We start from the raw sequence: 13,013 nt of genomic DNA on the forward strand, positions 1-13,013 counted from the left end.
AATGTTAATCAATTTTTCTAAAATGCACGGTTTAGGTAACGATTTTATCGTCATCGATAATGTCACCCAAAATGTTTTTTTATCGAATGAGCAAATTAAACAGTTGGCCGATCGAAATTTTGGTATTGGTTTTGATCAAGTGCTCATTGTTGAGCCTCCTTATGATCCAGATTTAGATTTTCATTATCGAATTTTTAATGCCGATGGCAGTGAAGTTGGGCAATGTGGCAATGGCGCACGTTGTTTTGCTAAATTTGTCCGTTTAAAAGGTTTAACGAATAAACATAAGATAAAAGTGTCAACGCAAGCAGGAAAAATGACCTTGTTTATTGAGCGTGACGGCAATGTGTCGGTCAATATGCCGGTACCACAATTTGAACCAGCAAAAATTCCCTTTACCGCGCAAAAAGCAGAAGGCACTTATATTCTGCGTAGTGATGACGAAACCGTGCTTTGTGGTGTTGTGTCCATGGGCAACCCGCACTGCGTTTTAACGGTAGATAATGTCAAAGAAGCACCCGTAGACCAATTGGGCAAAGCTTTGTCATTGCATGAACGTTTTCCTCAACAAGCGAATATTAGCTTTATGGAAGTGGTGTCAGCTGAATATATTAAACTGCGGGTTTATGAACGTGGTGCTGCTGAAACACTCGCTTGTGGTAGTGGCGCATGTGCTGCTGTTGTTGTTGGCCAGATGCAAAAGAAACTTAATCGACAAGTCTTGGTTGATTTACCTGGGGGGCAATTGAAGATTTTTTGGAAAGGCCCAGGTAATTCGGTCAAAATGACAGGTCCCGCTGTGCATGTCTTCGATGGGCAAATAAATCTATGAATAAAGATAAAAATAAAGTGATGCAAGCAAGTGAACAGACCCTAAAATCAGCTGATGAAATACAGCTAAACGATGAATTAATTGTCAGCTATCTGCAACAGCATCCTGAGTTTTTTAATCGTCAAGCCGAGTTTGTTACCGGCTTAAGGTTACCAGATCATCAACGTGGTGCTATTTCTTTAGTTGAACGTCAATTGTTACAACAACGCGAAAAAATTCATAATTTGGAAGAAGAAATCACCCAACTCATGGTGATCGCAAGCCAAAATGAACAATTATTTGCCTTATACAGCGATCTTTATTTACGTTTACTCGATTGCACAACCGCAGCAGAATTACTTGATTGTTTGCATCAGGCGACCACTGAGTTGTTATCGTTTGACGCCTTTAAAGTATGGTTAATAAAGCCGGTCGCGGTCAATCATAGTGCTTTAATTACTGATGATTGCGCAGAAATAATGGCCAGCCGATTAAGTAAAGATGAATACTATTTTGGCCGCTTACAACAAAGTGAACAAGCATTAATTTTTGCTCAAGCAAGCACTGGATCAGTGGTTTTAGTACGACTTACGCACAACCAAGAAGATATAGGTTTTTTAGCCATTAGTAGCAGAGATGCTGAGCATTTTGATCCACGCATGGATACCTTACTGCTAAACCAATTTAAAAAATTGGTGGCAAAACTTTTACATCAACATCTCTATTAGGTAGAAACATTGTGAGATTTTATCGCCGATTACACCCCTTTCATGCGATTAGCTTTGATTTAGACGATACCCTGTATAGCAATCACCCGATTATGGTGGCGACCGATAAAAAGATGGTCGCTTATTTAAACAAAAGCTTGAGTGACTATGGCATTGATAGCCACTTATATCGTTTTGATTTTAGCTTTTGGTGGCCTTTTCGCCAGCAAGTTATCGTACAATCACCAGAACTACAGCATGACGTGGGTTTATTGCGAGAAAAAACTTATTACCTAGGTGCTCTGTCACTTGGCTTAACCAGTATAGAGGCCAATATTTTTGCCGCTACCGCTTTAGCTTATTTTGTGGAACAACGTAGTAACTTTACTTTACCGCAACAGACCCATGATTTTCTGAGCTTTCTTCAGCGCAAGATGCCGCTAGTGGCGATTTCTAACGGTAATGTTGATACTCAAAAAATAGGTATCGCCAAGTACTTTACTGAACACTTTCATGCCTCGATTGACAATAAATTAAAACCTGACCGCGATATGTTTGATAAAACCTGTACGGCTTTGCAAATTCGCCCTGAACAACTACTACATGTCGGCGATTGTGGTAAAAATGATGTTTTTGGTGCTATTAATGCGGGCTGTCAAACCGCCTGGTTAAACCCATATAAAGTCGGTAAACCACTAAAAGTTCTCCCAACTCTTGCGCTTGACCACATTGAGCAGCTCGCCAAAATATTGACATAAATTATTGTATTTATTACTTTTAACTAATAAATTTTAAGCAATACAGTAAAAAGTTAGCCTGAAGACAAATTAATGCCAAGTTGATCACTTTATTAGTTAGCTTGGCATAAGGATAGCGTTATCAAAATAGTGCTGAACTTGCTATGATAGGGTTATATTTTCGCTTTTTGATTTTACCTCGCTATGGATGTTTCTGAATTACTTGAATCGTTGAACGATAAACAACGAGATGTTGTTGCTGCACCACTACAAAATATGCTGGTACTTGCCGGTGCTGGTAGCGGTAAAACCCGGGTTTTAGTGCAACGTATTGCTTGGTTAATGAAGGTTGAACACGCATCTCCTCATAGTATTTTAGCGGTTACTTTTACCAATAAAGCGGCGGCTGAAATGCGAGCCCGTGTTGAACAAACCGTTGATGGTAATGTACAAGGCATGTGGGTTGGTACTTTTCATGGCTTAGCGCATCGTTTATTGCGTATGCATTTTCAAGAAGCGAAATTGCCACAAAGTTTTCAAGTGCTTGACTCAGACGATCAGCTACGCATGATTAAACGCATTGTGCGCTCGTTAGAACTTGATGAAAAACGCTGGCCTCCCAAACAATTTCTTTGGTATATCAATGGTAAAAAAGATGAAGGCTTACGCCCGCAACATATTGATGCCCAACATGATGTAACTGAAGAACTTTTTGTTAAAGTTTATCGGGTTTATCAAGATACTTGTGACCGTGCAGGTTTAGTCGACTTTGCCGAATTATTACTTCGTGCCCACGAGCTTTGGTTAAACAATCCAGAGTTATTACAGCATTATCAACAGCGCTTTGCTCATGTCTTAGTTGATGAGTTTCAAGACACTAACGCGATTCAATATGCTTGGTTAACCTTGTTAGGCCAAAAAAGTGGCAAGGTCATGATTGTCGGTGACGACGACCAATCTATTTATGGCTGGCGTGGCGCAAAGATTGAAAATATCCAACGTTTTTTGCAAGACTTTGATGGCGCAAAAACGATTAAACTTGAGCAAAATTATCGCTCATCTGCCAATATTCTCAAAGCCGCTAATCAGCTGATTGACAACAATAATAACCGTCTAGGCAAAGATTTATGGACCGAAGATGATGCCGGTGAAAAAATATCTATTTATACTGCATTCAATGAGATAGATGAAGCACGTTTTATTGCCGGACGCATTGCTGATTGGCAAAAAGATGATGGTTCACTTGATGATGTTGCAATTTTATATCGCAGTAATGCCCAGTCACGTTTAATGGAAGAAGCCTTAATTCAAGCGCAATTACCTTACCGCATATATGGTGGTTTACGATTTTTTGAACGTCAAGAAATTAAAGATGCGCTGGCTTACTTACGATTATTAAATAATCGTGATGACGATGCAGCCTTTGAACGGGTCATTAATACCCCAACCCGTGGCATTGGTAATCAAACCTTAAGTTTAGTGCGTGATGGCGCGAGAAACTTAGAATGTACCTTGTGGCAAGCCTGCCAACATATGGTGCAAAATAAAGAACTCAAAGGCCGAAGTGCCAAGGTTATTCAACAGTTTATCAATGTTATTGAGCAGCTAGAAGACGACTCAAGCAAGTTAAATCTTGACCAGCAAGCCAACTATGTTATTCAACACTCAGGCTTAAAGGCGATGTATCAAGCCGAAAAAGGTGAGCGTGCCGAAGCTCGTATTGAAAACTTAAATGAGCTAGTTAACGCTTGTCAAACTTTTGAGGTTGACCCAGAGCTTGAAGAAGAACAAAGCCCCCTTACCGCCTTTTTAACCCATGCAGCGCTAGAATCTGGTCAGTCACAAGCCGATGATCATGAACCTGCGGTCCAGTTAATGACCATGCACTCGGCTAAAGGCTTAGAGTTTCCATTGGTTTTTATTGCTGGTTTAGAAGAAGGCATGTTTCCTTCGCAGCAGTCGGTTGAAGACCATGGTCGCTTAGAAGAAGAGCGACGTTTGTGCTATGTCGGTATGACCCGGGCGATGAAAAAGTTATATTTATGCCATGCAGAAAGCCGTCGATTGTATGGTCAGGAAAAAAATCACAAGCCGAGTCGCTTTTTGAGAGAACTACCTGACGATTGTACTGAGGCGATTCGTCTACAAAATCAAGTGAAGAAACCCGTCACAACAGGGAAATTTTCATCAGCCCTGACCTTAGAAACATTTGGCAATTCCGGCTTTAAACTCGGCCAAAATGTTCGTCATAAAAAGTTTGGTGATGGCGTGGTATTAAACTACGAAGGTAGTGGTCCGCAAAGTCGTATCCAAGTTAACTTTGCTGACGTGGGTTGCAAGTGGCTTGTTGTTGCTTATGCGAACTTAGAAACACTGTAAATTCCCAAGACAGTACACTGGCTAACCGTTGCAACGGATTTAACATCTGTTGCAACGGCCTAACGCTAGCGCGGCGATTAACCCTGCTTAAAACACAGCTGGCAGATAACACTTTCTAATCTATTACTTTCTGCACTATTTCTTGTCGTTATGTTGTGGCTGTTTTATCGCCCGTCTTCTAGCTTTTACTGAATCAAAACTAAATATCGCTAATGCGGTCCAGATGCAGGCGAAAGTAATTAATTTAGCAAAATATAATGGCTCTTGGTAATAAAACGTGGCCAAAATAAACATGATGCTTGGGCCAATGTATTGAAAAAAGCCTAACGCCGTTAAGGTCATACGTTTTGTGGCAGCAGAAAAGCATAACAAGGGCGCGGTAGTAACAATGCCGGTACAAACCAAGAGCATATTTAATGACATCTCGTTGTCTAACATATTGGTTGTACTTGTTTTTAAAAACACTAACCAATAAATTAAGGCTATCGGTAGCATCATCAGTGACTCGATCAGTAAGCCGACAAATGAGTCTAACGGCATGGTTTTGCGTAATAAGCCATAAGTACCAAAAGTGGCAGCCAGTGCTAATGAAATCATCGGTAGTGACCCAACCATAAAGAGTTGAATCATCACACCTATAAAGGCGAGTCCAACGGCAAATAACTGCCAAGGTCGCAAGCGTTCACCTAGAAATATAACCCCTAACGCCACACTGAAAAGTGGATTAATGTAATAGCCTAGGCTGGCATCAAGTAAATGGCCATTATTAACCGCCCAAATAAACATAAACCAATTCACCGCAAGCAGTGTCGCTGAAATAGTTAATCGCATGACTATTTTGGGCTGAGTAATGGTGGCAATAAAATTACGCGATCTTTTAGTCAGCAGCACGACTAAGATTAATAAAACGGTCGACCAAACCACGCGATGTACTAAAATTTCATCCGCATTAATATGGTCTATTAGTTTAAAATATAGTGGCGCGACACCCCACATAGTATAGGCACTAACGGCACTAATAATACCGCCACGTAAGGCAGTTTTTTCAGATATTGGCATGGAATCAATTATGGGTTGAGGTTGGTGAGATAATGATCATAATACCATTGTTGGGCTAAACAACCCATGTTAATACTCGTGATGGCTATTTTTACCCTACCATATAAGTGCCCGTTCCAAAGGCAATATGGTCACCTTTCTCGTTATGCATCTCCATGCGGGCGACTGCCACCTTACTGCCACTACGAATAATTTTTGCTGTCGCAATAAATTTTTCTCCACGTCCGGGTCTTAAAAAGTCAGTTCGTAAATCAATAGTGCTCAAACGACTTAAGCTTTGTGCAATTATTTCGGGTGATAATTCAGCTAACTGAGTGAGGATATTGGCGGCAGCAACAACGCCACCGGCCAGATCAAGCGCTGAAGCCGTAACGCCGCCATGCAGTATTTTTTGTTCCGGATTACCAATTAGCTTGTCGTCCCAGACAATACTAACAACCGACTCTTGGCTATTAAATTGGGTGATTTCTAAGCCCAGTAACTTGTTAAATGGCATGGTTTGGTTCCAATATTGAGCAAGCTCCATAAACGTCTCTTCATGTGTCATAAACTTTCCTTTTAGCCAGATGAGATAAAAGAATAACAATAATTATGCTGATATTGAAAATAAATCTCCGCACAAAGGTGTTACTACGTTAAAATGTCGGTCGATTTCACCCAATGAAGACTGTCTGTTGCAAGCCACTTCCCCTACAACATTAACTGAAGCTCTTAAACATCATTTTGGTTATCAGAGCTTTCGTGCCGGCCAAGAAGACATTATTAATTATGCACTCCAGGGCCGTGACAGCTTAGTATTGATGCCCACCGGTGGCGGAAAATCAATGTGCTATCAGCTGCCAGCAACCTTAATGCCAGGTGTCACTATTGTTGTTTCACCCTTAATTGCATTAATGAAAGATCAAGTTGATGGCTTAGTTAGTCAAGGAATATCAGCGGCTTATGTAAACTCTTCACTCGACACTGAGACCATTAACGCTATATTTCGACGTTTAGGTCAAGGTGAAATAAAGCTACTTTATGTTGCCCCTGAACGGCTAAAAAATTATTATTTTATTCAAGGTTTATCGCAACTCAACATCAGTTTATTTGCGATTGATGAAGCGCATTGTATATCGCAATGGGGACATGATTTTCGCCCCGCGTACACACAATTGCATCTGCTAAAGCAAAATTTTCCGCATGTGCCTGTAATGGCGCTAACCGCAACAGCAGATGTGACAACACGCCGAGATATTTTACAACAATTGGCTTTGCATGATCCCTACATTCACCTTGATAGTTTTGACCGACCTAATATTCGTTTTACCTTGGCAGATAAATATCAAGGTGAGCAACAAGTTATGGGTTATATCAACAAGCGTAAAGACGAATGTGGCATCATTTATTGCAATAGCCGTTGGCAAGTTGAAAAACTAGCGAAAAATTTAGCACAAACGGGTATTAATTGTGCGGCTTATCATGCCGGATTAGAGTCTGACATTCGTAATATTATTCAAGATAAATTTGCTAAAGATGATATTCAGATAGTCGTAGCAACCGTGGCTTTTGGACTTGGCATTAATAAATCCAACGTCCGTTTTGTTATTCACTTTGAGCCTCCAAGAACTTTAGAGTCATACTATCAAGAAATAGGCCGTGCTGGGCGTGATGGCTTACCCGCAGAGGCGCTTTTTCTTTATGATGAAAAAGACGTTGAACGTATTAGCAAGCGCATTGCAGAAGGTGAAAATGAACAACGCGTTAACGTTGAATTACAGCGTTTTCAAGCCATGCGAGGCTTTATTGATGCGCAAACCTGTCGGCGTAGACTGGTATTAAACTATTTTGCCGAGTTTACTGAAAAAAGTTGCGGCAACTGTGATATTTGCTTGGATCCACCAAGTCAATTTGACGCGACAAAAGCGGCGCAAATGGTGCTTTCTTGTGTTTATAGAATTGAAGGAAAGGGTGATGTTGAGCATGTTGTTGCAGTGTTACGGGCTGAACTTAATAATAAAATTATCGCCTTGGGTCATGACAAAGTATCAACTTTTGGTATTGGCAGCGACAAGACGCCTAGCTATTGGTTTTCAATCGTACGGCAATTAATTCATTTAGGCTATTTACAACAAGATATCGCTGCTCAGTCGAACTTATGTCTAACACAAGCCTCCGGTGGGGTTTTAAAAGGACAACAGCCACTGATGTTGGCCACGCCTCGTTTACAAAAAGCGAGCTATTGGCAAGGCAATAAACGCGATAAAGCCTACGATAGGGCCCTATTTGCTAAGCTAAGATCATTGCGTAAAGAAATAGCGAGTCTTGAAGACATAGCGCCGTTTATTGTCTTTAACGATGCCACATTAGCTGAATTGGCAAGAGTAAAACCTTTAACGTCAAGACAAATGCTTAATGTCAGTGGTATTGGTGACACTAAGCTTGCACGCTATGGTGAACCGTTTCTCTCTTTGATTAAACAGCACCAAAACTAAAACCCAAGCGAGAACAAGCAGCGATAAAGGGCAGAAACAAAAAAAGCGCCTAATAGCGCTTTTTTAACCTAAAAAATTAAGGTTATTTAAGACTTGAGTAGTATGCTGCAATATTAGCAATATCGTCGTCAGATAATGCCATAGCCATTGGGCCCATTACTGCATTTTTACGTTGGCCTGATCTAAAGTTTTTTAATTGCTGAGCTAGGTAAGCTTCTTTCTGGCCGGCAAGGTTCGGATACATTGGAATAGCGGAAACACCCGCAGCACCATGACAAGCTGAACACATGGCAGCTTTTGCTTTGCCGACAGCTGCGTCACCAGCGAATGCAGGTGAAGCCATCATAACAGTAGCAGCGATAGCTAAAGTAAATTTTTTCATAAATATTATCTCTCTTTGGTCAATAATTTTTAAAGGATCCTCGGTTGATTATATGTAAAAAGTATACTGTTGTCGTGGCTTTTTTTACGATCGTACCAGGATGAAAGTTTATCTAATATTTTAAGGCGCTAAGACAAGTTTTAAGCAACTGATTACGGTTAACTTAACTGAACTAAACTAAAACTAAACTTAAACTAAGAAGAAAATGGTATGCAGATAAAAAATAATATAGAAATCATCAAGGTTGAGGAAATAAATCCGAACACATTACAGCTTAGTTTTAATCTTGAATGGACAATGGATGATAAGACAGCCGTTATTGATCATGTTTTACTCAATGTAGCAGCAAAAGTGTTAGAGGTTTTACAAGGTGCTGACCTGTATTGTTTAAGAATAAAGTATAGTGACTATGAGTTTTTACTAAACTTTGAAGAGTACAGTCATGCGTGTTGGCTCGAGTGTATTACAGCGCAAGACCGTACTGGGCTGCAGGAAATTAAGCTGCTGTTGTCATCAGGATCTTAGTAGACTTTCAGTTGATATTATTTAATCACAGCATGATATTAATTTAAAAATATAGGGTTAAAAATTCATGGAAAAAATCCTCATCAGTAGCTGCTTGTTAGGCAATAAAGTCAGATATGATGGTGGTGATAATTTATTAACTCATACCACGCTGATACGTTGGAAAGAAGAACAGCGACTGGTCGTTATTTGTCCGGAGTTAGCTGGCGGATTAACCACACCAAGAGCACCAGCAGAAATTCGAATTATTGGCGAAAAAATAATCGTGAAAACTATTATAGGGCATGATGTCACCCGTGCTTTTGAACAAGGCGCTAATCAAGCGCTATTGCTCTGCCAAAAACATAATATTCGTTATGCACTATTAAAAGAATCTAGCCCGTCATGTGGCAGTTCTAGTATTTACAATGGCCAGTTCAATCAACAGAAAATACCGGGGCAAGGTATTACCACTACTATCTTAAGAGCAAACGGCATCAAGGTATTTTCAGAGAAAAACCTCGCCGAACTCATTAGCGAGCTAACACTGAGTTAACTATTTGCGATACTAACGAAATTAGTTCGGCGATTAGCCTGATGGTTAATCAGTGCGCGGGTCTGGTTGATGATGTTATTAGCACTTGTGGCGACATTATAATCACTGACCCCCATACTGAGGGTCATTTGTGGTAAACGAGTACCTGATTTACTGCTGGTAAATCTTAGTTTTTCTATACTTTGTCGAATTTTTTCAGCAATTTCGCCAGCCATGCTGCGTTCAACATCCGGTAGTAGGATCAAAAACTCATCGCCAGCCGATCTTATCGGTAAGCCACTTTCATTGACGTAACTGCTAATTTTATTCGCTATTTTTGTCAGTAACACGTCACTGATCAGTGGCCCCAAACTTTCATTCATTTGAGAAAATTGATCGATATTAATGACTATCGCCGCAACCTGCTGATCAGGATCAGCAGAGCACCAAAGCTCTAGATGCTTTGACATAGCTTTACGATTATATAATTTAGTTAAAGGGTCTAAATAAATTTCTTTTTTTACATCTTCTAATTCTGAGCGCAATGCCTCAGTTGACTTTTTTGATACCAGTAATTGCTCAACAATTTTTTCTTGTTCAAGTTTGAACTCTTGAGTTGTGTGGCGGATTTTTTTAATCGCAATAGATATTTCGTCTTTATCCGTCGAGTTTAAACGCGCCATATTATCATCTAATTCAGTCACTAATCGTTTTGTGCAAGAGGAAGACTGTTGACTATTGGCTTGTAAATCGATTAGTACTTCATCAATATCGTCAATTAACTCACCTCGAAAGGTACTTTGCACTAAAATATATTGGCTGTATATCTGTTCTAAAAAGAAGTTATCAAGTTTTTTAACTGCAGCTAATTGTTTTTCAATGGCGGCATTAAGTGCTTTTGAATGCTTATTGAGGTAGCCGTAACTCACCGCGTAATTAATTGGCGTCGCTGCTATATGCCATAACTGCAATTGCTTGATGGCGGCGTGCATTTTTTTTTCGGCTGTTACTATAGAATCATGGTACTTCATTATTCCAACCTCTGATCTATTGCATTCGCTAATAATAGCTGGAAAGCTATTCTGTAATAATTTTAGTGGAATTACCACAATAAAAAGTATTAAAAACAACAATAAAGCTAATTATACTGGTTTATTGTTCACTTAACTCGCAGTAGGTAAGCTATTAAAGGCTTCTTTATTGGCTAACTCTCTTGGTAATAAAGCGCTAGCATGGTCATTGTTTGTTCTTAGCTGTCTATCGTGTTGTTTTTAATCCAGTATTGCCTGCACAGATGTGTTTAATCAGCAACAATAATCTGTGCAACTCAGCCATTGTCAACGGGCACAAACGGCTATTTTAAGATGTTGTCACTAGCAGTGAAATTTTGTATATCGGCACAACAAGAAAATTATCGTGTCAGAGAAAACTTTTCTTTATAAATACTTATCTTTTGTTATGGTACTTAGTTATTCAGTTTCCTGTGTAAATTAATTTTTGAGATCTTGTCATGAAAGTATTTTCAATCACCCTCTTTGTCGTTTTTTTTGTTATGGCGTGTCAGTCGCCAAAGCTTCAAGTCAGCTTAGTGAACCATAATCTTGCACAGATCATTAAAGATTATCAGCGCTTTCATGATCTGCAAAGCCCATTTAATCAAGATATTGCTGGCGAAACTAACCGCCAATTACCTGATTTATCACCCGACACCCTTAAGCAGCAGCATCAAGCGTTACTTGCTATTGATCAAGGTTTAGCCCAAGTTGCCGTTCAAGGTCTTCAGCAAGATGAGATCATTAATCATGCTGTATTGTCCTATACCATTAAAAATCAGTTGGATAGTTATACCAACAAAGAACATTACATGCCGCTAACGGCGGAGTCAGGCTTTCATGTTTGGATCAGCCGTATAAAAAGCCAAGTAAGTTTTAAAACTGAACAAGATTATCGTGACTACCTCACTCGACTAGGTGCTTTAGAAAAATATTTTTCTCAGCAAATGTACTGGATGGATAAAGGCATTGAAGCGGGTATCACCCAACCTAAAATAGTCTTACAGGGTTTTGAAGAATCGATTCAAGCTTTTATAAAAACAGATGCGACATTAAGCAACTATTATCAGCCATTTTTAACGCTGCCTGCCTATTTCCCTCCAGCACTTAAATTGGAACTGCAAGCACAAGCCGCCGACATTATTTTAGCTAGTGTTATACCAAGCTATCAAAAATACTATGATTATATGGTGCAACGTTACCAACCCAATGCAAGAAGCAATATTGCCGCTAGCTCTTTACCTAATGGCGAAAATTATTATCTAAATCGGTTACAGCATTACACTACTTTGCCGCTTTCAGTGGATGAGGTGCACAACACAGGTTTAGCCGAGGTGAAGCGGATCAGAGGCGAGATGGACAATATTATTCAACAATTAAACTTTACCGGCAGCTTTGCTGATTTTGTCCATTTTTTGCGTACCGATAAACAATTTTATGCCACAAGCCCAGAAGGCTTGTTAAAAGAAGCCTCATTTATAGCGAAAAAAATGGATGCTCAATTACCTAAATTATTTAAAACCTTACCGCGCACACCTTACGGCGTTATTGAAGTGCCCGCTAACATTGCCCCTAAATACACCACGGGACGATACTCGGGACCATCACGAGATGATCAGGCCGGTAACTATTGGGTCAACACTTATCGCTTAGACCGTCGACCCTTATATGTTTTAGAGGCGTTAACCTTGCATGAAGCGGTGCCAGGTCATCATCTACAAGGCTCCATTGCCCGAGAAATGCAAAACGTGCCTAAATTTAGAAAAAATACTTATATCTCAGCGTTTGGCGAAGGTTGGGGACTTTATTCTGAGTATTTGGGCCTAGAAGTGGGCTTTTATAAAAGTCCTTATAGTAACTTTGGCCGATTAACTTATGAAATGTGGCGTGCTTGTCGACTGGTGGTTGATACGGGCATGCATGCTAAGGGTTGGAGCCGCGAGCGAGCGATGAACTATTTAGCGAATAACACGGCATTATCGCTGCACAACGTTAAAACTGAAATTGACCGCTATATTTCTTGGCCGGGCCAAGCCTTGTCTTATAAAATGGGCGAATTAACCATTAAAAAGCTTCGTAAAATGGCTGAGCAAGCTTTAGGTCAAGACTTTGATTTGAGAGAGTTTCATGATCAAGTTTTGAAAAATGGTTCGATGCCATTATCCATGTTAGAAAATGTGATGATGGAATATGTTGCGAACAAAAAGGCTAAACAGGAAGAGCTATCAAGCGTAAATTAATCCACAAAAAAGGATAACATAGCAGACACAGTTTCTAGAGCTTATGATGACGAAGTGATAGTTTAAGACAAGCTATGCTTGTATCTACATTGGGCCGTTTCGGCCCTTTTATTCGTCCTTTTTCGTCTCGGAT

12 protein-coding genes are annotated in these 13,013 nt (G+C 39.9%); 8 read left to right on the forward strand and 4 right to left on the reverse strand.

The window, feature by feature from the left end; translation table 11 throughout:
• The first annotated feature begins 1 nt into the window (after window position 1).
• From dapF to uvrD, 4 genes are all read left to right on the forward strand, one after another.
• Window positions 2-832 (forward strand): diaminopimelate epimerase, encoded by an 831-nt coding sequence (gene dapF / locus H4J59_RS06895; RefSeq protein WP_182237962.1) that lies wholly within the window; start codon window positions 2-4, stop codon window positions 830-832.
• Window positions 829-1,539: a DUF484 family protein gene (locus tag H4J59_RS06900; protein WP_259369420.1), complete on the forward strand. Its 711-nt coding sequence runs from the start codon at window positions 829-831 to the stop codon at window positions 1,537-1,539. Before dapF ends, H4J59_RS06900 begins: the two co-directional genes overlap by 4 nt.
• 11 nt (window positions 1,540-1,550) lie before the next feature.
• On the forward strand, window positions 1,551-2,276 hold the full coding sequence (locus H4J59_RS06905) for an HAD-IA family hydrolase (protein ID WP_182237964.1): 726 nt from the start codon (window positions 1,551-1,553) through the stop codon (window positions 2,274-2,276).
• A 183-nt stretch (window positions 2,277-2,459) separates the two neighbouring features.
• Window positions 2,460-4,634, forward strand: a complete 2,175-nt coding sequence (gene uvrD / locus H4J59_RS06910) for a DNA helicase II (protein ID WP_182237966.1) — start codon at window positions 2,460-2,462, stop codon at window positions 4,632-4,634.
• A gap of 135 nt (window positions 4,635-4,769) precedes the next feature.
• Here uvrD and rarD read toward each other — a convergent pair whose 3' ends face one another.
• Both rarD and H4J59_RS06920 read right to left on the reverse strand, forming a co-directional pair.
• Window positions 4,770-5,693 (reverse strand): EamA family transporter RarD, encoded by a 924-nt coding sequence (gene rarD / locus H4J59_RS06915; RefSeq protein ID WP_182237968.1) that lies wholly within the window; start codon window positions 5,691-5,693, stop codon window positions 4,770-4,772.
• A gap of 91 nt (window positions 5,694-5,784) precedes the next feature.
• Complete coding sequence (locus tag H4J59_RS06920) at window positions 5,785-6,240, reverse strand: thioesterase family protein (protein WP_182237970.1); 456 nt, start codon at window positions 6,238-6,240, stop codon at window positions 5,785-5,787.
• A 124-nt stretch (window positions 6,241-6,364) separates the two neighbouring features.
• On the opposite strand from H4J59_RS06920, the gene recQ reads away from it, so the two are divergent.
• Complete coding sequence (gene recQ, locus H4J59_RS06925) at window positions 6,365-8,167, forward strand: DNA helicase RecQ (protein WP_404852008.1); 1,803 nt, start codon at window positions 6,365-6,367, stop codon at window positions 8,165-8,167.
• A gap of 82 nt (window positions 8,168-8,249) precedes the next feature.
• Here the strand turns inward: recQ and H4J59_RS06930 are convergent, their stop codons facing one another.
• Window positions 8,250-8,549 carry a cytochrome c gene (locus H4J59_RS06930; protein WP_182237974.1) on the reverse strand — a complete coding sequence of 100 codons (300 nt, stop codon included), beginning with the start codon at window positions 8,547-8,549 and terminating at the stop codon, window positions 8,250-8,252.
• A 210-nt stretch (window positions 8,550-8,759) separates the two neighbouring features.
• Here H4J59_RS06930 and H4J59_RS06935 point away from each other — a divergent pair, with 210 nt between their 5' ends.
• Window positions 8,760-9,074: a DUF3630 family protein gene (locus H4J59_RS06935; protein WP_182237976.1), complete on the forward strand. Its 315-nt coding sequence runs from the start codon at window positions 8,760-8,762 to the stop codon at window positions 9,072-9,074.
• Between the two features lie 67 nt (window positions 9,075-9,141).
• Window positions 9,142-9,609, forward strand: a complete 468-nt coding sequence (locus H4J59_RS06940) for a DUF523 domain-containing protein (protein ID WP_182237978.1) — start codon at window positions 9,142-9,144, stop codon at window positions 9,607-9,609.
• Here H4J59_RS06940 and H4J59_RS06945 read toward each other — a convergent pair.
• Window positions 9,606-10,619, reverse strand: a complete 1,014-nt coding sequence (locus tag H4J59_RS06945; RefSeq protein ID WP_182237980.1) for a GGDEF domain-containing protein — start codon at window positions 10,617-10,619, stop codon at window positions 9,606-9,608. The two genes, H4J59_RS06940 and H4J59_RS06945, sit on opposite strands and share 4 nt — an antisense overlap.
• Window positions 10,620-11,098: 479 nt before the next feature.
• Between H4J59_RS06945 and H4J59_RS06950 the strand changes: the two genes are divergently transcribed.
• On the forward strand, window positions 11,099-12,880 hold the full coding sequence (locus H4J59_RS06950) for a DUF885 family protein (RefSeq protein WP_259369421.1): 1,782 nt from the start codon (window positions 11,099-11,101) through the stop codon (window positions 12,878-12,880).
• The last annotated feature ends 133 nt before the right edge of the window (window positions 12,881-13,013 follow it).

It is taken from the genome of Colwellia sp. MB02u-10 (genome assembly GCF_014077185.1).
GTDB lineage: Bacteria > Pseudomonadota > Gammaproteobacteria > Enterobacterales > Alteromonadaceae > Cognaticolwellia.